Source organism: Synechococcus sp. CCY 0621, from assembly GCF_019038465.1.
Lineage (GTDB): Bacteria > Cyanobacteriota > Cyanobacteriia > PCC-6307 > Cyanobiaceae > Cyanobium.
Window position 1 is genome coordinate 100,104 of record NZ_JAFKRH010000015.1, and the last position, 19,658, is coordinate 119,761.

Genomic DNA, 19,658 nt, shown 5'->3' on the forward strand with positions numbered 1-19,658 from the left:
CGATCCGTCACCACCCTGCAGCCCCTCCGATGGCTTCCCGCGACGGCCGCACGCCTGCGGCCCTGCTCGGCCTGATCCTGCTGGCCGCCTGCCTGGCCAGCGACGCCCTGGTGGCCAATTCCATGCTGACCCTGCCGCTGGTGGTGGCGGCCCTGGTCAGCGCTGGTGTGGCGGCCCTCGGGGTGCCCCGCCTGCGCGCCCTGAAACTGGGCCAGGTGATCCGCCATGAGGGCCCCCAGGCCCACCACAGCAAGGCGGGCACGCCGACGATGGGGGGGCTGCTGGTGGTGCCCGTGGGGGTGCTGGTGGGGGGGCTGATCAGCCCGCAGGATCCCCGTCTGCTGGCGGTGGCGGCCGTCACCCTGGCCTACATGGCCATCGGTGCCGTCGACGACTGGCGCAGCCTCACCCGCCGCACCAACACGGGCTTGAGCCCCCGGGGCAAGCTGCTGCTGCAGGCCCTGGCTGCGGTGGGCTTCCTGCTCTGGGCCCACCAGGGCGGCTGGCTGGGGGGCGGCGTGCCCGGCGACCTGGGTCTGCCCTTCGGCCGGGTGCTCACCCTCGGACTGCTGATCTGGCCGCTGGCCCTGTTCGTCTTCCTGGCCGAAAGCAATGCCACCAACCTCACCGACGGGCTCGATGGCCTGGCCGCCGGCTGCGGCGCCATCGTGTTCACCGGCATGGGACTGCAGCTGATGCTGCGGGGGCATGGGGGGGATCCGGTGCTGGCCGCCTTCTGCACGGCGATGGCGGGCTGCTGGCTCGGTTTCCTCAGCCAGAACCGCCACCCCGCCCGGGTGTTCATGGGCGACACGGGCTCCCTGGCCATGGGGGCCGCCCTCTCCTCGGTGGCCCTGCTGACCGACAGCCTCTGGCCCCTGCTGCTGATGGGGGGGGTGTTCCTGGCCGAATCCCTCTCGGTGATCCTGCAGGTGGGCGTGTTCAAGGCCACCAAGGGCGCCGACGGCCAGGGGCGACGCCTGTTCCGCATGGCCCCGCTGCACCACCATTTCGAACTGGGGGGACTGCCGGAGCAGCGCGTGGTGCTCGGTCTGTGGGGCGCCAGCCTGATACTGGTGCTGGTGGGGTTGGTGCTGCTGCCCTGAGCAGCCGCTCCCTGTCGTCGATCGCGGCGACCCCGCCCATCGCTCCGTCGCACCCGGGCCCATGGCGTTTTTCACCTGGAAGGAAACGGGCCTCACCGCCGACTGCGCCAGCCTGGAGGCCATGGCGGCACGGTTTGAGGAGGCGGCGGCCCTGATGCGCCGCATGGCCGGCGAGGGCTTCAAGGTGGAGCGCCATCCGGATGGTCAGCGCATCACCCACCCCGATCCCGCCGTGTTCGGGGCCTATGGATTCGTGAGCGAGGAATCGGCCGAAAGCCAGCTCACGCTGCTGGACGAGCCCAGCGCCTGAGCGCCGTCAGTTGGGTGGGGGGCCTGGACGCTCAGCGGCGCAGGTAGCCCACCAGCCAGACCACCACGAAAGCCAGGGACGAGACGCCCAGGTAGATCAGCGTCCACTTCTGGAAGCCGGCCACATCCCAGCCGAAGGGCAGCACCCCGTTGGCCGCATCGCCGACGGTGCTGAAGGCGAAAGGGCCAGCGCCGGTGGGCAGGGGGAGGAGGGCCAGAAGCATCGCGGCACGTTAGGGGAAAGGGCGCTCGCCGCGTCAGGATCGCCCGATCCGCTCCCCCTCCATGGCACCAGGCCCCTCCCCCTTCCCGCGGACGGTGATGCTGCTGGGCAGCGGCGAACTCGGCAAGGAGGTGGCCATCGCCGCCCAGCGGCTCGGCTGCCGCGTGATCGCCGTCGACCGCTACGCCGAGGCCCCCGCGATGGCGGTGGCGCAGGTGAGCGAGGTGGTGGCCATGGCCGACCCTGACGCCCTCAAGGCGGTGGTGCGGCGCCATCGCCCCGACGTGGTGATCCCGGAGATCGAAGCCCTGGCGGTGGACGCCCTGGCGGAACTGGAGGCGGAAGGCCTCACGGTGATTCCCACCGCACGGGCCACGGCGGTGACCATGAACCGTGACCGCATCCGTGACCTGGCCGCCAGGGATCTGGGGCTGCGCACCGCCCGTTTCGCCTATGCCGAAAGCGCCGCGGAACTGGCGGCGGCGGCGGCCCCCCTGGGCTGGCCCGTGGTGGTGAAACCGGTGATGAGTTCCTCCGGCAAGGGGCAGAGCGTGGTGCACGGCCCCGAGGCGATCGAAGCCGCCTGGGAGGCGGCCATGGCCGGGGCCCGGGGGGAGGGGGCGCGGGTGATCGTGGAGGAGTTCCTGCGTTTCAGCCTCGAGATCACCCTGCTGACGGTGCGCCAATGGCAGGGGCCCACGCTGTTCTGCCCGCCGATCGGCCACATCCAGGAGCGGGGCGATTACCAGTGCAGCTGGCAGCCTGCCCGGCTGGGGGAGACCCAGCTGGCGGCGGCCCAGGCGATGGCCAAGGCCGTCACCGACAACCTGGGCGGCGCCGGCCTGTTTGGGGTGGAGTTCTTCCTCTGCGGCGAGCCCGGCGCCGAGGAGGTGGTGTTCTCCGAGCTCTCGCCCCGGCCCCACGACACGGGCCTGGTGACGCTGGTGGGCCAGAACCTGAACGAATTCGAGCTGCACCTGCGGGCGGTGCTGGGGCTGCCGATCCCCGAGATCCGCAGCCTCGGAGCGGCGGCCTCCCGGGTGATCCTGGCCGGAGCGGACGTCCCCCAGGGAGCCGGAGCCCCCACCTACCTGGGGCTGGAGCAGGCCCTGGCGGTGCCGGACACCCAGGTGCTCATTTTCGGCAAACCCGACATCCGGCCCTGGCGGCGGATGGGGGTGGCCCTGGCCCGTGGCACCGATGAGGCGGACGCCCGCGGACGCGCTGATGGGGCCGCCGCGTTCGTGGAGGTGCAGACCAGCCGATAAACCGTCGCCACCACTGGTTTTTCAGCACTTTGAGACTTAAGGTGCGGCCCTGCGGGTAGCACAATGACTCAGGCCCATTCACCCTCGAGGCTTTCTCGCTCCCGGAAGGCACGCCAGAGGCGAGAACTGGGGGCCGTGGCACTCCCTGAGAAAACCAGTACCAGGCAGGATCCGAAGCACCGCCCTCCGGCCCAGCACCGCTCCCGGCGCCGTCCCCTGATCACCTTCGGGCTCGGTATCGCGGTGGGTGCGCTCCTGGCCGGTCCCCTGCCAGCCCGCATCGCCCCGTTTCTGGCCGGCCTGATTCCAACCTCCCGCGGCATCGGGGCGGTTCTGAATCCACTCACGATCGAAAACCGTCAGATTCTGGTGCTCGGACGCGACGTTGTCGGCGAGAACACCGACGTGATGTTCACCGTGCGGCTCGACGGCGACATCACCCACATCACCCAGGTGCCGCGGGACACCTTCATCGAGTCCCCCCAGCTGGGGGTGGTGAAGGCCAATTCCCTGTTCGCCCTCGGTGGTATTCAGACCACCAAGGACGAGGTGGGCAGCCTGCTGTCGGCTCCCATCGACCGCTACTTGAAGGTGAACCTGGACGCGGTCAGCAAGCTGGCCGAGGCCCTCGGTGGCGTCGAAGTGGACGTGCCCAAGCGGATGTACTACGTCGACAACGCCCAGGGGCTCTACATCGATCTCTACCCTGGGAAACAACTGCTGCAGGGCAAGAGCCTTGAGGGTTTCCTGCGCTTCCGCCACGACGAACAGGGCGACCTGGGCCGCATGGAGCGCCAGCGGCTGGTGATGGCCCAGGTGTTCCGCAAGCTGGCGGAACCAGCCACGATCGCCAAGCTGCCGGCCCTGCTGGAGATCGCCGGCAATGACATGGTCACCGACCTGTCGCCGATCGAGATGACCCAGCTGATGTCCGCCCTCGGCAGAACCAAGCTGAGCACCCAGCGGGTGCCAGGCCGGCTCTACTGGCACAACGACCTCAGCTACTGGATGCCCAACAGCAACCAGGTCCACCCCAGCGGCAGCGGCGAGGTCCCCTTGCCCTGAGGATTCAGGCGGGGCCCCGGCCGTCGTCGGGGCTGCGCCAGCCGGCGGTGAGTTCGGCCAGCAGCTGGGCCAGACCCTCCTTCCTGGGCAGGTCGGCTTCGGCGGCCCACTCGATCTCCTCGATCTTGCCGTCTCCGAGGGCGAGCAGCTCCACCAGATGGCGGTAGGCCACCCGTTCCTGGGCGTTGATGCTGGGCTCCGCCGGTGAGCGCCGCCCCACCCGCACCATCATGTAGCTGAGCTTCAGGGCCAGCTGGCGGGCATCGCTGCCGCTGAGCTGGGCCACCAGAGCATCGAGGCCGGCAACGGGCAGCCGCTCGGCCAGAAAGGCCTCCAGCTGGGCTTCACCGAGGCCACTGGGGCTGTCACCGTGCAGATGGGTGGCCACCTGTTCGGCGAGCAACTCCCGCTCGGCGGTGGAACATTCGCCGTCGGCCCAGGCGACGGTGCAGACGATGCGCAGCAGGGCCGCTTGCTCCTGGGAGAGGACCGCGGCGGGGGTGAGTTCAGCCATGGGTCAGGCCGCGAGGGGAATGGGGGGATGCTGCTCCAGCACGTGCCGCAGGTAGCGGCCGGTGTGGCTGGCGGCATTCTCGGCCACGGACTCGGGGGTGCCGATGGCGACGATGTGACCACCCTTGTCGCCGCCCTCCGGGCCCAGGTCGATCAGCCAGTCGGCGCAGCGGATCACATCGAGGTTGTGCTCGATCACCAGGATCGAATTGCCCTTGTCGACCAGGCGCTGCATCACGTCCATCAGCTTGTGGACGTCGTAGAAGCTGAGGCCCGTGGTGGGCTCGTCGATCAGGTAGAGGGTCTTGCCGGTGGCGCGGCGGGAGAGCTCGGTGGCCAGCTTCACCCGCTGGGCCTCACCGCCGGAGAGGGTGGGCGCCGGCTGGCCCAGCTTGATGTAGCCGAGCCCCACGTCCACCAGGGTGCTGAGACGCTCGCCGGCCTGGGGGATGGCGGCGAACACCTCGGCGGCCTGCTCCACCGTCATCTCCAGCACATCGGCGATGGTGTGGCCCCGGAAGGTGACCTGCAGGGTCTCGCGGTTGTAGCGGGCCCCCTTGCAGACATCGCACTGGACATAGACGTCGGGGAGGAAGTTCATCTCGATCACGTTCACCCCCTGGCCACTGCAGGCCTCGCAGCGGCCGCCCTTGACGTTGAAGCTGAACTGGCCCACCTGGTAGCCGCGGGCCTTGGCCTCCACCGTGGCGGCGAACACTTGGCGGATCGGATCGAAGGCGCCGGTGTAAGTGGCGGGGTTGGAGCGGGGGGTACGGCCGATCGGCGACTGGTCGATGACGATCACCTTGTCGATCGCCTTGATGCCCCGCAGTTCCTCGAGCCCTGAGGGAAAAGGCACCTTGAGTCCGAGGCGGTTCTCGAGGGCCGGGTGCAGCAGCTCGTTCACCAGGGTGCTCTTGCCGCTGCCGCTCACCCCGGTGACGCACACCAGCCGGCCGAGCGGGATCTCCACGTCGATGCCCTGGAGGTTGTTGCGGGTGCAGTTGGACAGGGTGAGCCGGCGGCTGCCGGCATCGCGGCGTTCGGCGGGGGTGGGAATGGAGCGGCGGCCGCTCAGGTAGGCCCCGGTGAGCGAGTCCTCGGCATTGAGCAGGTCGTCGAGGGAGCCCTCGGCCACAATGTGGCCGCCATGGACGCCGGCACCGGGACCGATGTCGACGAGATAGTCGGCGGCGCGGATCGTGTCCTCGTCGTGCTCCACCACGATCAGGGTGTTGCCCAGGTCGCGCAGCTTGGTGAGGGTGGCGAGCAGGCGGTCGTTGTCGCGCTGGTGCAGACCGATGCTGGGCTCGTCGAGCACATAGAGCACGCCGGTGAGGCCGGCGCCGATCTGGGTGGCGAGGCGGATCCGCTGGGCCTCCCCGCCGGAGAGGGTCATGGCGGGCCGATCCAGGCTCAGGTAATCGAGGCCCACATCGAGCAGGAAGCGCAGGCGCATGCGGATCTCCCGCAGCACCAGATCGCCGATCTGGATCTGGCGGCTGCTGAGCAGGGGCTCGGCCCCTTCGCTGGCCCCGACGCCCATCAGGGCCTCGATGCGCTCCAGGGTGACGGCCACACTCACGGAGGTGAGCTCGTGGATGGCGTAAGGCCCCACCCGCACCGCCAGGGCTTCGGGCCGCAGCCGCAGGCCATGGCAGCTTTCGCAGGGCACCAGCTCCAGGTACTTCTCCAGCTTCTGACGCACGGATTCGCCACTGGCGTCGCGCAGCTGGCGCTCCAGGATCGGCAGGATCCCCTCGAAGGGCCGCACATAGCCCTCGCTCTTGCGGTAGCGGCTGTCGGCCTTGATGGCGATCGGCTCCTGGCTGCCCTGCAGCAGCACCTGGCGCTGCTCCTCGGTGAGCTGGTTCCAGGGGGTCTTGAGCTCGAAGCCGAAGGCCTCACCAACGCTGAACAGCAGCGAGAAGTAGTAGCTGTTCTCCTTATCGCTCCAGGGGGCGATGGCGGCATAGACCGGCAGGGAGGGATCGGGCACCACCCGCTCCACCGTGAACTTGCGCAGGTGACCGATGCCGTGGCAGTCGGGGCAGGCGCCGTAGGGGCTGTTGAAGGAGAACAGGCGGGGGGAGAGCTCCTCCATCACCGCGCCATGCACCGGGCAGGCGAAGTTTTCTGAATAGAGGCGCTCGCGTTCCACGCCCTCGGGCAGGGGCTCGTTGGCCTTGGGCACCACCTCCACCAGGGCCAGGCCCTCGCCACGCTTCAGGGCCGTGCGCAGGGAATCGGTGAGCCGTTCGTTGATACCCTCACGGGCCACAAGCCGGTCAACCACCACCTCGATGTGGTGGGCGTGGTTCTTGTCGAGCTCGATGTTGTCGGCCAGCTCGCGCACCTCGCCGTTGATCCGCACCCGGGCGAAGCCCTCGGCCACCAGTCCCGCCAGCAGCTTCACGTGGGTGCCCTTCTTGCCCCGCACCACGGGGGCGAGCAGCTGGTAGCGGGTACCTTCGGGCAGGGTGAGGATCTGGTCCACCATCTCGTCGATGGACTGGGGCCGGATCGAGCGGCTGCACTGGGGGCAGTGGGGTTCGCCGGCGCGGCCGTAGAGGAGGCGCAGGTAGTCCTGGATCTCCGTCACCGTGCCGACGGTGGAGCGGGGGTTGTGGCTGGTGGACTTCTGGTCGATCGAGATCGCGGGAGACAGCCCCTCGATCGCATCCACATCCGGCTTGTCCACCTGGCCGAGGAACTGGCGGGCGTAGGCGGAGAGGCTCTCCACATAGCGCCGCTGACCCTCGGCGAAGATCGTGTCGAAGGCGAGGGAGCTCTTGCCGCTGCCGCTCACCCCGGTGAACACCACCATGCGGTTGCGCGGGATGGTGAGATCGACGTTGCGCAGGTTGTGCTGGCGGGCGCCCCGGACCCGGATCACATCCTCGAGGCTGCCGCCGTTCAGGGTGCGCAGGGCGGCTTCCGGGGGCTCGCCGGAGGTGCCGTTTCCAGGGGCCGCGCTCTTGCTGGTGGATCCGGCGCGGGCGCGGGGCATAAAGGATGATCGGCAGCCGATGAGTCTACGGGGGTCAGCCCTGGGACAGGCTCAGGCCAGGGCCGGCAGCGGGGCGGCTTTGGCGCAGAGCTCCTGGCTCACATCCCAGAGGCGCCGGCACTGGTCGGCGTCGAGGGCGGCCGGGGCGATGCGCACTTCGGTGGGCCAGCCCCGCATGCCGCCCCACTGGTCGGGGCCGTAGTGGCCACCGGGTTTGGCCCCAGGGGCAGTGGCGGCGAACAGCTGGGGCAGGGCCCCCATGGCGGCGCTCTGGAAGAGGGGATCCATCAGCCGGTAGGCAAGGGGCTCGAGGCGGGAGCCGGTGGCGGCGATGGAGGCGGGCTGGAGGTTGGTGCGGGCGACGCCGGGGTGGGCGGCAAGGGAGAGGACCGGGCTGCCCTGCTCAGCCAGGCGGCGCTGCAGCTCCAGGGCGAACATCACGTTGGCCAGCTTGCTCTGGCCGTAGGCGCCCCAGCGGTCGTAGCGGCGCTCACCCTGGAGGTCGTCGAAGGCGATGCGGCCGAAGTACTGGGCCCCGGAGGTGACGGTGACCACCCGGGCGCCGGGCCTGTCACGCAGCAGGGGCAGCAGGGCGAGGCTGAGGGCGAAGTGGCCCAGGTGGTTGGTGCCGAACTGGAGTTCGAAACCCTGGCGGGTGAGGCGGCGGGGCGGCGCCATCACGCCGGCGTTGTTGATCAGCAGATCGAGTCGCCCATAGCGCTCAGAGACGGTCGCAGCGACGGCCGCCACGCTGGCCAGGTCGGCCAGGTCGAGGTGCAGCACGTCGAGGGCGCCGGTGGAGGACGCTGCGGTGAGCAGCTCCTCACGGGCCTGCTCCGCCTTCGCCAGCGAACGGCAGGCCAGCAGCACGGTGGCGCCCCTGGCGGCCAGGGCCCGGGCCGTTTCCAGGCCGAGTCCGCTGTTGGCGCCGGTGACCAGGGCGATCCGTCCGGACTGGTCAGGGATGTCGGCGGCAGTCCAGCGCATGGTGATCAGCAGAAGGGCAGAACGTTGCGGAGAAAGCCATCACCCGGAGCGGGCCTCCCTCAGGAAATCGTAACGGAATGTGACGGATCCGGTCCTTCGCGGCGCAGCAGGAAGAAGAACGGCGTCTCCATGCCCTTGAAGTCCATCACCCCCAGCACGCTGTCATCGTCCAGCCGGCGGAAGACGTCGTTGATGGGGAGATGGTCGTAAACCATGGTGGCGCTGACCACGCCGCGGTAGCTGGTCATCCGCAGCCGGGCGCTGGAGTCGGCGGTGCTGAGCAGGGGCATCAGCAACTGGAAGAGGCGGCCGGCCAGGGCTGATTTGGGGACGGGGAAACGGTCGCTCAGCCGCAGCCCGGGCCCCAGCGCCTTCGGCTCCAGGCAGGTCAGGCCGCCGCCGAGGGTGGTGAACACCAGGGGGTACACCGCCTCCGCACTGTCGAAGCGCTTGCCATGCCAGTGGAAGGCCTCCAGGGCGCCGTCGAGGGGATGGCCGGTGGGGACGCTCTCCCCCGTCCACGCCCCAAGCATGAACGGAATCTCCACGGGCGGGAGCCCGTCGAAGCGGGCGAAGGCCTCGGCAGTGGTGGCAATGGGAAGGGGAGAACCCACGGCGGGGTCGCGCGTCAGAGATCCATTGTCCGTCGCTGGCACGTGCGGCGTGGGGATTCGCCCCAGCAGTGGCCATCGTCCGCCACGGTGGCGCCGCAGGCCAGCAGTCCGGCGGCCCGCATCAGTTCGGCGACGCTTTGGTGGTCGTGGTCGGCCGCCTGGAGGAGCTGCCGCAAGCGGCCAAGGCGCAGGCGCTTCGCCTCCGCCATCGGTGTGCGACCCAGCTCCTCCCGGAAGCCGTACTGAAGGGTCCGAACGGAGATCCCCATGGCCAGACCCAGCTCCTCAAGGCTGAAGCGGCGGCAGAGGTGGCCCTCCATCCAGCGACAGGCGGTGAGGCGTTCCCGGAGCCGACCAGGATCGGGAAGATGGCCCCACTGCTACAACGCCTCCTCCAGGTCCGCGGCAGCATGCTCGGAACCTTGGGGTTTCCAGGCCGCGGCCATGGCCAGCTGCAGACCAGCCGCGATCAGCCGGCGCTGGACAGGCCCCTGGTCGAGTAGGGGGGAGCGAGGGGACGCACCCTGCAGGCAGGCCCCGGGGATCAGGATCGAGAGGCCGGTGATGGCGTCGCTGGTGACCCCCCGCATGGCATCGCCGGGCCTGAACAGCAGGGCCATACCCGGTTCCGCCACCCGCTCGACCCCGTTGACCCATTCCTGCGTCAGCCCCTGGAGCGGCAGCCAGAGCACCCCGTGGTCCGCCTGTTCCCGCTGCAGTTCCACCCGCCCATGGCCGTGGAGCAGCAGCACCTCAAATTCCGCAACAGCCCCCCAACGGATATGGGCCCTTAAGGGGGGTGAACCCGGCAACAGACGGCTGCGGTGATGGCTGAGCCTGCCGGCGATGAGGCTGTCCCAGGCGCCGAAATCATCGCTGCGCAGAACCGTGCGCAGGCCCGGCGCCTCCAGCAACGGCAGCGGCGTGAGGACGGCCAGGGCACGGGTGCGTCTGGTTCCGTTGTAAAGCGGCAGGACAACCGCCACTGCACGGGCGGTGCGCAAGATCCTGGCTCCTAGCCAGAATTCGCCAGGTGAACGCCGTTGCGATCGATGACCCTCCACGAAAAGCCGGCGACCGGATACTCCCTGGAGGACGACATCTACTCCTCTTCCGATCTATCGGTCACCCTGCCGAAGAGCCATTTTCCCAGCAAGGAGCACAATCCCCGCGCCGTCTTCGCCGCCATCCGCGACGAGTTGATGCTGGATGGCAATTCCCGCCAGAACCTGGCCACGTTCTGCCAGACCTGGGTCGAGGACGAAGTGCGCGCCCTGATGGATCTGTGCATCGACAAGAACATCGAGGACAAGGACGAATATCCCCAGACCGCTGAGATCGAAGCCCGCTGCGCCCGGATGGTGGCCGACCTGTGGCACGCTCCCGCGATCGAGGGGGCCATCGGCTGCTCCACCACCGGCTCCAGCGAGGCGGCGATGCTCGGGGGTCTGGCGATGAAGCGCCGCTGGGAGGCTCGGCGCCATGGGCAGGGGAAACCCATCGACCGGCCCAACCTGGTGACCGGGCCGGTGCAGATCTGCTGGCACAAGTTCTGCAGCTACTGGGACATCGAGCACCGTGAAATCCCGATGCAGCCGGATCATCTGCTGCTGACCCCCGAGGCGGCCCTCGAGCTCTGCGACGAGAACACCATCGGCGTGGTGCCCACCCTGGGGGTCACCTTCACCGGTCAGTACGAACCGGTGCAGGCGCTGGCGGCCGCCCTTGATGGCCTGGAGGCCCGCACCGGCCTCGACATTCCCATCCATGTGGACGCCGCCAGCGGCGGCTTCCTGGCGCCATTCTGCGCCCCCGATCTGGTGTGGGATTTCCGCCTGCCGCGGGTGCGCTCGATCAATGCCTCCGGCCACAAGTTCGGCCTGGCGCCCCTGGGGGTGGGCTGGGTGCTGTGGCGCCAGACCACCGATCTGCCCGAGGAGATGGTGTTCTGGGTGAATTACCTGGGCGGCAACATGCGTGACCTCACCCTCAACTTTTCCCGGCCGGGGGGCCAGGTGATCTGCCAGTACTACAACTTTCTGCGCCTGGGCCGGGAGGGCTATCGCAAGGTGCATGCCGCCTGTTACGCCACGGCCCAGTACCTGGCTCGGGAGATCGCCAGGCTGGGACCGTTCGAGATGCTCTACAGCGGCGATGATCAATCGGGCATTCCCGCCCTGTGCTGGAAGATCCGGGAGGGAAGCGAGGTGAACTTCAACCTCTATGCCCTCGCCGACCGGCTGCGGGTGCGGGGTTGGCAGGTGCCGGCCTACACCCTTCCCGCCCACTGCCAGGACATCACGGTGCAACGCATCCTGGTGCGCCATGGCGTCAGCCGGGACCTGGCCAATCTGCTGCTGGAGAACATCCGCCAGTCGCTCGATGGCTTCGCGAGCCACCCCGGGCACAGCGCCCTCAACGGCCCGCAGCTCTCGGGGTTTCACCACTGATTGCCGTCCAGGCCGCCAGCACCTGGGCCACCGACCAGGCCTGGGCGATGCAGCCGCGCGGGGCATGGGGGGCGTCGCCGTCGAAGATCTCGCTGAGGCTGCCCAGTCCCGCCGCACCCAGGTGATCGGCCATGGGCTCCAGGAACGACAGCGCCAGGGCCGCATCGCCGTGCAGCCGGAAATGGGCCAGGGCGAAGGGCCCCAGCCACCAGGCCCACACCGTGCCCTGGTGGTAGGCCCGATCCCGCCGCTGGGCGTCACCGCCGTAGTGGCCGCGGTAGTCGGGATCGGCCGGATCCAGGCTGCGCAGCCCGTGGCGCGTCAGCAGCCGCCGGCCGCAGAGTGCCAGCACGCTGGCGGCCTGGGCCGGGCTGAGCAGGGGCTCCGGCAGCGACAGGGCGAGCAGCTGGTTGGGCCGCAGCCGCCCATCAGAGCAGCCGGAGGGGCCATCGATGACATCGAAGCAGCAGCCCATCCGGGGGTTCCAGAAACGCTGGAAGCCCGCCGCGGCCCGGTCCGCCAGGGCCTGCCAGCGGCCCGGATCAGCCCCGGTGACCCGCGAGAAGCCGGCCATGGAGCGCAGGGCGTTGATCCACAGGGCATTCACCTCCACCGCCTTGCCGTGGCGGGGGGTGATGGCCCGGTCGCTGGGTTTGGCATCCATCCAGGTGAGCTGGGTTTCCCCCTCCCCGGCGGCCAGCAGTCCATCGGCCGGATCCATGCGGATCCCGAACCAGGTGCCGGCGACGTGGTGCTCCACGATCCCCTCCAGCTGGGGAAAGAGGTCCCGCACCAGGGCGTCGCTGCCACTGGCCTGCCGGTGCTCCGCCAGCGCCTGGAAGAACCAGAGCGTGGCGTCCACCGTGTTGTACGCGCGCTGATCCAGGGGTTGGTCGGCCCGGTCGGGGAAACTGTTGGGGATCAGCCCGTGGCTGCTATGGGCTGCGTAGGTGCGCAAGATGCGCTCGGCCCGCTCGCAGCGGCCCGTCGCCAGGGTGAGCCCCGCCAGGCTGATCATCGTGTCGCGACCCCAGTCGTTGAACCAGGGGTAGCCGGCGATCAGCGAGGCGCCCTCCGGGGCGCGTTCGACCACGAAGGCATCGGCCGCCAGCACCAGCTGGCGAATCCAGGCGGGTGCGGCCGGCGCCAGGGCGGGCTGGGCGGCGACCCAGGAGCGCAGCAGCCCGTCCTCGTGGTCGCGGCGCTCAGCCAGCGCCCGGTCACCGTCGGTGCAGGCGTCCCGGCGGGTGCTGGCCACGACGGTGACGCCCGGGTGTGGATCGCCAAGGGTGACGGTGAGGGTGGCCGCCCTCAGGTGCTCGGCCGTGCTCGCCAGCCCCCGCTCGGCCTCCGCCACCAGGGGCACGCCTTCCACCCAGAGCGGGGGCTCCTCCAGGCACCAGTGGCCCCGGTCGCTGAGCAACACGAACGGCGCCGCCGCCAGCGGACGCACCTCCACCCCCCTGGCCAGGGACGCCAGGGTCAGCCAGGGACGCTCGCCGCCGTGGGGCGAGCGGTGCTGCACCCAGGCCGTCAGGCTGAGTTGGATCGGGCCACCGCGCACCAGCCGGTAGCTCACATGGGTGGTGTTGGCCCCCTGGGCCATCCAGATTCGCTTCTCCAGCAGGGTCTCCCCCCAGGCGAAGCGCCAGCGGGGCACGGTGCCCTCCAGGGCAAAGGACACGATCCGCAGGGGTCCGCAGCCGTCCGGATCCCCATCCACCGACTCCTGCAGCTGGCTCAGCAGCAGGGTGCGCTCCACCGGCGGCGCCAGGGCCGCGATCAGCAGGCCGTGGTAGCTGCGGCTCGGCGCCCCTGACACCGTGCCCATGGCGTAACCGCCGAGGCCGTTGGTGACCAGCCACTCCCGCTCGGCGGCCAGGCGGGGATCGCCGCAGATCTCGCTGCCGAAACGCACCACGGCCACCCGCGGCGACATGGGCGTTGAGGTTGGTGTCATTGGCTCTCCGGTGGGGGCGGACGGCTCAGCTTGGGAAAGAACGCAACGACGCAAGCCGATGTCCTGGCTCGAGCCCACCAATCTGCTGCTGCTGGCCTGCGCCCTCCTCTACGGCCTGATGGGGGAATGGATCGATGCGGCGATCCTGCTGGCGTTCGTACTGGGCATCAGCCTGCTCGATGCCGTCCAGCAGCAACGCAGCAGCCACGCCCTGGCGGAACTGGCCCGCCTGTCGGCACCCCGGGCCCATGTGCGCCGCGATGGCCAGGACCTGGAGCTCGCGACCGATCAGGTGCGCCTGGGCGATCTGCTGCGCCTGGAGGAGGGGGATCGGGTGGCGGCCGATGCCGCGATCACCGAGGCGGTGGGGCTGTGGCTGGATGAGTCCCTGCTGACGGGGGAATCCCTGCCAGTGGCCCGCACGGAACCCGGCGAACAGGTGCTGGCGGGGTCGCTGGTGGCGGGAGGACGGGGCTGGGCCACGGTGGTGGCCGTGGCCGAAGCCACGGAGCTGGGCCGACTCGGCAAGAGCCTGGTCACGGTCAAGCCGCCTCTCACCCGGCTGCAGCGCCAGACCCGGCAGCTGACCACCCGGCTCTCGCTGGCGGCCCTGGCCCTCTGCGCCGCGCTGGCCGTGATCCAGGGCGCATCGAGCGGCGACTGGCCCCGAGCGCTGCTGGCCGCCCTGGCCCTGGCCCTGGCGGTGCTGCCCAACGAGATTCCCGTGGTGCTGGCCCTGTTCCTGGCCCTCGGCGCCCTGCGCCTGGCCCGGATCGGCGTGCTGGCCCGCTGGCCGGCGGCGGTGGAGAGCCTCGGCAGCGCCACGGTGCTGGCCGTCGACAAGACCGGCACCCTCACCGAGAACCGCATGGGGGTGCAGCAGCTGCTCACCTGGCCGGATCTGAAGAACTGGCAGGCCGGCACGCCCCTGGAGGAGTCTCACCACCAACTGATGGAGCTGGCGGTGCTGGCCAGCCGTGGCGATCCGGTGGATGCCATGGAACAGGCGATTCAGCGCCTGGCCGCCGACCAGCTGGATGACACCGAACACCTGCATCCCGATTGGCCCCTGGAACGGGAGTACCCGTTGCAGAGCAATCTGCTGGTGTTCTCGCGCCTCTGGCGCGACGGCGATGGGGACCTGCAGCTGGCGGCCAAGGGGGCACCCGAGGCGATCGCCGATCTCTGCCACCTGGACGGCGAGCGGAGCGCCGCCCTGCTGGCCGCCGCCGATGGACTCGCCGCCCGGGGGCTGAGGGTGCTGGCGGTGGCCCGCGGGCTCGATGGTGTGCCGGTGCACGGGGGGCAGGCGTCCAGCAGCGGTGCTGGCCTGCCCGAGGACGTGCACGACTACCCCTTCGAGCCGGTGGGCTTCCTGGCCCTGGCGGACCCGCTGCGGGCGGAGGTGCCGGCGGCGATCGCCACGGCCCGGGGCGCAGGGGTGCGCGTCGTGATGATCACGGGCGACAGCCCGGTGACGGCCCGCTCAATCGCCGACCAGGCGGGCCTGCCGCCGGGACCGGTGCTCACCGGCCCCGAGCTGGAGGCCCTCACCCCGCAGGCGCTGGCGGCCGGCATCGGCGCGGTGTCGGTGTTCGCCCGGGTGATGCCCCAGCAGAAGCTCCAGCTGGTGCGCGCCCTGCAGGCCGCCGGTGAGGTGGTGGCCATGACCGGGGATGGGGTCAACGACGCCCCCGCCCTCAAGGCCGCCGACATCGGCGTGGCGATGGGCAAGCGTGGCAGCGCCGTGGCGCGGGAATCGGCCGACCTGGTGCTGCTCCAGGACACCTTCAGCGATCTGGTGCAGGCCCTGGAACTGGGCCGTCGGGTTGATGCCAACCTGCACCGGGCCCTGGGCTACACGCTGGCGATCCACCTGCCGATCGCCGCCCTCGGCCTGGTGCCGCTCCTGCTGCCGGGCCAGGCCCTGATCCTGCTGCCCATGCACATCGCCCTGCTGCATCTGGTGATCGATCCGGCCTGCACGGTGGTGTTCGAGGCGCTGCCGGCCTCACCGGGCCTGATGCGGCAGCCGCCCCGCCCGCCGGAGGCGCCCCTGTTCGGCCCCGACACCTGGCGCCATTCCCTCAGCCAGGGGGCCGTGGTGATGGTGGCCGCCCTGGTGCTGGCCTTCTGGCCCGACACGGACACCGAATCACGCCGCAGCCTGGTGTTCTCGCTGCTGCTGCTCGCCGGCGGCGGGCTCGTGTGGCTGAACGGGGATCCCCACAGCCGCATCACCGCCGCCGGCGCCGGCATCGGCCTGGGCTTGTGGCTGCTGCTGATGGCCACTCCCCGGTTGCAACGGCTGCTGAGCCTGGCATCCCTGCAGGCTTCCCAGATCGTCACGCTGCTGATCACCACCGCAGTGGCCCTTCTGCTGGCGGCGGTGGCGGATCGCTGCAGGTTGAGGCCGTCAATCTCCAAGTTAGCGAATCCTTCTGAAAAGCCTTGAAGTCACCAAACGAATGATCCAAAAAACGCAATCAATACATCTTGGCCATCTTCAAAGCACTCCGCAATCGACAGCAGCTGAGATCCCGCCATCGAGTGGGTTCCGTCGGCTGCTCCTGGCCCTGGCAGGATGCCTGGGCTTCGGCTGGAATGGGAAACCGCGCTTTCCGTGCTAGGAAGGATTTTAGCTGGTTAAATTCTGCTGATACTCAGCGCCAGCCATGGATACCCAAGCTTGAACGTTCTGCTCGTCTACCCAGAGTTTCCGAAAACATTCTGGAGCTACGAAAAGATCCTTGAATTAGTGAACCGAAAGGTTCTGCTGCCACCACTCGGCCTGATCACTGTCGCCGCCATTCTGCCCCAGGACTGGAACTTCAAGCTGGCGGACGTCAATATCAGGCCAGTCTCGGAGCAGGAGTGGCAGTGGGCTGATCTCGTGATCATGTCGGCAATGATCGTCCAGAAGGACGACATCATTCGCCAGATCAATCTGGCCAGGCACCACGGCAAGCCGGTGGCTGTCGGGGGACCCTACCCAAGCTCCACCCCGGAAGAACTCGTGGCCGCTGGGGCCGATTACCTGATCCTCGATGAAGGGGAGATCACCCTGCCGCTATTCGTCGAGGCCTGGAATCGGGGCGACAAAGGCGGCCGTTTCAGCTCCGAGGGCGTGAAACCGGATGTCACCGCCACACCCATCCCCCGCTACGACCTGCTCGAGCTCAGTGCTTACGACTCGATGAGCGTGCAATTTTCGCGCGGCTGTCCCTTCCAATGCGAATTCTGCGACATCATCGTGCTTTATGGCCGCAAACCCCGCACCAAGACGCCGGAGCAACTGATCTGCGAACTCAACCGCCTCTACGCCATCGGCTGGCGTGGTGGCGTGTTCATGGTGGATGACAACTTCATCGGCAACAAGCGCAACGTCAAGATCATGCTCACGGCCCTTGAGCAATGGCAGAGGGACCGTGGGTATCCGTTCCGCTTCGATACGGAGGCCTCCCTTGATCTGGCTGATGACCAGGAGCTCATTGATCAGATGCTGGCCTGCAACTTTGCGGCCGTCTTCATGGGCATCGAGACACCGGACACGGACAGCCTGGCCGCCACGATGAAGTTCCAGAACACGCGCTCACCCCTGCTCGAATCCGTCGACAAGGTGACTCGCTCAGGCCTGCGGGTGATCGCGGGATTCATCATCGGCTTCGATGGCGAAAAGGAGGGCGCTGGCCAGCGGATCGTCGCCTTCTCGGAAGCTGCGGGGATCCCCACGACCACTTTCGCCATGCTGCAGGCGCTGCCCCATACGGCCCTTTGGCACAGGCTGGAGAAGGAAGGGCGCCTGATCGACAAGGTCGGCAACATCAACCAGACCACCCTGATGAACTTCGTGCCGACCCGGCCGGTGGAAGGCATTGCCCAGGAGTATGTGGAGGCGTTCTGCCAGCTCTACGAACCCCACAGGTATCTCGATCGGATCCATCGCTACTTCCTGAAACTCGGCCCCCCCAGGGTGAAGAGCACCTTCAAGCTTCCCGAGCTGGCGGTGCTCCGGGCACTGCTGATCGTCTGCTGGCGCCAGGGTCTCAAACGCTCCACCCGTTGGGCCTTCTGGCACCACCTGTTCCACATTCTCTGGGCCAACCCCAAGGTGGCGGAGCAATACCTCGCTGTCTGCGCCCACAACGAGCATTTCATGGAGTATCGAGACATCGTGCGGCTGCAGATCGAAACGCAATTGGCCGCCTATGGCCATGAACAGGAGCTGACTCGCCAGGCGCTGTTGGAGCGTCCACTGATGGAGATCGCCACGGGCACATCGCCGTAAGGATCTGAACGGTGGCATGCCCTGAGGGGCCCATGGAGGAGTGGCTCAGGGGTGGGGGGCTCAAGCCGCCCGGTTCACTTTGTTGGGATCGTTCATGCCCTCAACGCCCAGCAGACTGGCGGCGTAGCTGTGGGCCTCGCCGGAATCGCCGCCGGCCAGTTCCGCCAGTTCCACTTGGCGCTCGTGAGTGTCCCGCAGGTGGGACACCCGGGTGTGGGTGAGGCCGGCCTCGACGCTCTTGCTCACCCGGAAGTGGTGCTGGGCCGCCGCCGCCACCAGGGGCTGGTGGGTGATGCAGAACACCTGGCGCTGCTCGGCGAGGCGCCGCAGCAGCTGGGCCATGGCGCCGCTGACGCGGCCGCTCACACCCGCATCGATCTCATCGAAGAGCAACGTGACGTGGGGGTCGGCCGCGGCCAGGCAGGTTTTCAGCGCCAGCAGGAAGCGGCTCATTTCACCGCCGGAGGCCACCTCCGCCAGGGGTGCCGGCGGCTGGCCCGGATTGGCGGAGAACAGGAACTGCACCGCATCGGCCCCCTCCTCGCCGGGCTCGGCAGCGGCCAGGGCCACGGTGAAGCGCACATTGGCCAGTCCCATCGGCCGCAGGGCCGCCATCAGCTGGTCCTCGAGGTCGCGGGCGGCGGTGGTGCGGGCACGGGTGAGCACGGCATTGGCCCGATCACGCCCCTGGCGGGCGGCGGCTTCGGCGGCCTCCAGGCCCGCCAGGGCGGCCGCGGCGTCCGCGCCGGCCAGCTGCTCGCGCAGCTCGTCGCGCCGGGCAATCAGTTCGGGCAGGGTCTGGCCGTGGCGGCGCTCCAGGGCCTTGAGCTGGGCCATGCGTTCCTGCAACAGGGCCAGGCTCTCCGGGTCGCTCTCCAGCAGGGAGCCGTAGCGGTCGAGGTCGCGGGCCAGATCCTGCAGCCCGGCCAGGGCGTCGGCGCAGGCTCCGTGCAGGGCCACCACGCCGGCGTCGAGGGCGGCCATGGTCTGCAGCTCCTGGTCGCAGGCCGCCAGATGGTCCAGCACCGACGGAGCGGCCTCGGCCCCCTCCACCAGCCGGCCGATCAGGGCCATCACGCCCTCCTGCAGCCGCACGGCGTGGGCCAGCCGGTCCTGTTCGCCCTGGAGCCGCTGGCGCTCGGCAGGATCCTCCAGCGCCGCGGCCTCCAGCTCCGCCAGCAGTTCCTCCTGGCGGTCCCGCTCCAGGGCGAAGCGCTCCCGGTCGGCGCGGGCCCGCGCCAGGGCGTCGGCCTCCCCTTTCCATTGCAGCCAGGCGGAGCGGGTGGCTTCGAGGGCCTCGGCCAGGCCCTCACCGGCGAAGCGATCCAGCCAGCGGCGCTGCTGGCCGGGGCGGCCCAGCTGCTGGGTCTGGCCCTGCACGGTGAGATCGAGCAGCAGAGGGCGCAGCTCCAGCACCTGGCTGCGGCTCACCACCACCCCGTTGAGGCGATGGCGGCTGGTGAGCCGGTCGTCCTGAAGGCGCCAGTCCCGGCTGAGCAGCAGCTCGCCCTCCTCGGCCTCCAGCTCCTGGCGCTCCAGCCAGTCGCGCACCGGGGGAGAGAGGCTGAAGCTGGCCTCGATGCGGCCCCGCTCGGCGCCGCGCCGCAGCAGCCGGGCCCCCTGGCTGCCCTGGGCACCGCCGAGCAGGGCATCGAGGGCATCGAGCAGGATCGACTTGCCGGCGCCGGTCTCGCCGGTGAGCACGGTGAACCCGGTGGAGAACGCCAGCTCCAGCCGCTCGATCAGGGCGATGTTCTCGAGGCGCAGACCCGTGAGCACCCAGGCCTCCGGCGAGCGATCGGTACGTGGCCCGACCGTAGCGGCTGTGACTTTCGTTTAGAAGGGGGGTTCCGCCTGCCGGCGCC

16 protein-coding genes are annotated in these 19,658 nt (G+C 69.4%); 7 read left to right on the forward strand and 9 right to left on the reverse strand.

Features of this window, described 5'->3' with window-relative positions; genetic code table 11:
• The first annotated feature begins 29 nt into the window (after nt 1-29).
• Together mraY and KUG43_RS05645 are read left to right on the forward strand one after the other, a co-directional pair.
• Entirely contained in the window at nt 30-1,106 is a 1,077-nt protein-coding gene (gene mraY, locus KUG43_RS05640; protein WP_216906989.1) for a phospho-N-acetylmuramoyl-pentapeptide-transferase, read from the forward strand.
• Between the two features lie 61 nt (nt 1,107-1,167).
• On the forward strand, nt 1,168-1,416 hold the full coding sequence (locus KUG43_RS05645; protein ID WP_216906991.1) for a hypothetical protein: 249 nt from the start codon (nt 1,168-1,170) through the stop codon (nt 1,414-1,416).
• A 31-nt stretch (nt 1,417-1,447) separates the two neighbouring features.
• Here KUG43_RS05645 and KUG43_RS05650 read toward each other — a convergent pair whose 3' ends face one another.
• Nucleotides 1,448-1,639 (reverse strand): 5'-phosphoribosylglycinamide transformylase, encoded by a 192-nt coding sequence (locus KUG43_RS05650; protein WP_216906993.1) that lies wholly within the window; start codon nt 1,637-1,639, stop codon nt 1,448-1,450.
• Nucleotides 1,640-1,700: 61 nt separating this feature from the next.
• Between KUG43_RS05650 and purT the strand changes: the two genes are divergently transcribed.
• Nucleotides 1,701-2,906 (forward strand): formate-dependent phosphoribosylglycinamide formyltransferase, encoded by a 1,206-nt coding sequence (purT, locus tag KUG43_RS05655; RefSeq protein WP_216906995.1) that lies wholly within the window; start codon nt 1,701-1,703, stop codon nt 2,904-2,906.
• A 135-nt stretch (nt 2,907-3,041) separates the two neighbouring features.
• Nucleotides 3,042-3,971, forward strand: a complete 930-nt coding sequence (locus KUG43_RS05660; protein ID WP_353617938.1) for an LCP family protein — start codon at nt 3,042-3,044, stop codon at nt 3,969-3,971.
• 4 nt (nt 3,972-3,975) lie between these two features.
• Here KUG43_RS05660 and KUG43_RS05665 read toward each other — a convergent pair whose 3' ends face one another.
• From KUG43_RS05665 to KUG43_RS05690, 6 genes are read right to left on the reverse strand one after another with little or no spacing between them, the layout of a single operon-like run.
• Complete coding sequence (locus KUG43_RS05665; RefSeq protein ID WP_216906999.1) at nt 3,976-4,485, reverse strand: tellurite resistance TerB family protein; 510 nt, start codon at nt 4,483-4,485, stop codon at nt 3,976-3,978.
• Nucleotides 4,486-4,488: 3 nt separating this feature from the next.
• Nucleotides 4,489-7,494 carry an excinuclease ABC subunit UvrA gene (uvrA, locus tag KUG43_RS05670; protein ID WP_286194427.1) on the reverse strand — a complete coding sequence of 1,002 codons (3,006 nt, stop codon included), beginning with the start codon at nt 7,492-7,494 and terminating at the stop codon, nt 4,489-4,491.
• Between the two features lie 51 nt (nt 7,495-7,545).
• A complete protein-coding gene (locus tag KUG43_RS05675) occupies nt 7,546-8,481 on the reverse strand; it encodes an oxidoreductase (protein WP_216907000.1) in 936 nt (311 codons plus the stop codon).
• Between the two features lie 59 nt (nt 8,482-8,540).
• Nucleotides 8,541-9,095: a DUF4334 domain-containing protein gene (locus KUG43_RS05680; protein ID WP_353617939.1), complete on the reverse strand. Its 555-nt coding sequence runs from the start codon at nt 9,093-9,095 to the stop codon at nt 8,541-8,543.
• A 14-nt stretch (nt 9,096-9,109) separates the two neighbouring features.
• Nucleotides 9,110-9,415, reverse strand: coding sequence for a helix-turn-helix transcriptional regulator (locus tag KUG43_RS05685; RefSeq protein ID WP_216907002.1), 306 nt, complete (start codon nt 9,413-9,415; stop codon nt 9,110-9,112).
• Nucleotides 9,416-9,475: 60 nt separating this feature from the next.
• Nucleotides 9,476-10,099 (reverse strand): AraC-like ligand-binding domain-containing protein, encoded by a 624-nt coding sequence (locus KUG43_RS05690; protein ID WP_216907004.1) that lies wholly within the window; start codon nt 10,097-10,099, stop codon nt 9,476-9,478.
• Between the two features lie 48 nt (nt 10,100-10,147).
• On the opposite strand from KUG43_RS05690, the gene gad reads away from it, so the two are divergent.
• A complete protein-coding gene (gene gad / locus KUG43_RS05695) occupies nt 10,148-11,545 on the forward strand; it encodes a glutamate decarboxylase (RefSeq protein ID WP_216907006.1) in 1,398 nt (465 codons plus the stop codon).
• On the opposite strand, the gene KUG43_RS05700 is transcribed toward gad, so the two are convergent.
• Complete coding sequence (locus KUG43_RS05700; protein WP_286194428.1) at nt 11,511-13,505, reverse strand: amylo-alpha-1,6-glucosidase; 1,995 nt, start codon at nt 13,503-13,505, stop codon at nt 11,511-11,513. The genes gad and KUG43_RS05700 overlap by 35 nt on opposite strands.
• 58 nt (nt 13,506-13,563) lie before the next feature.
• Here KUG43_RS05700 and KUG43_RS05705 point away from each other — a divergent pair, with 58 nt between their 5' ends.
• Entirely contained in the window at nt 13,564-15,960 is a 2,397-nt protein-coding gene (locus tag KUG43_RS05705) for a cation-translocating P-type ATPase (protein WP_216907008.1), read from the forward strand.
• A gap of 234 nt (nt 15,961-16,194) precedes the next feature.
• Nucleotides 16,195-17,793, forward strand: coding sequence for a B12-binding domain-containing radical SAM protein (locus KUG43_RS05710; protein ID WP_216907010.1), 1,599 nt, complete (start codon nt 16,195-16,197; stop codon nt 17,791-17,793).
• Between the two features lie 60 nt (nt 17,794-17,853).
• Here KUG43_RS05710 and recN read toward each other — a convergent pair whose 3' ends face one another.
• On the reverse strand, nt 17,854-19,572 hold the full coding sequence (recN, locus tag KUG43_RS05715) for a DNA repair protein RecN (protein ID WP_216907012.1): 1,719 nt from the start codon (nt 19,570-19,572) through the stop codon (nt 17,854-17,856).
• Nucleotides 19,573-19,658 lie beyond the last annotated feature (86 nt).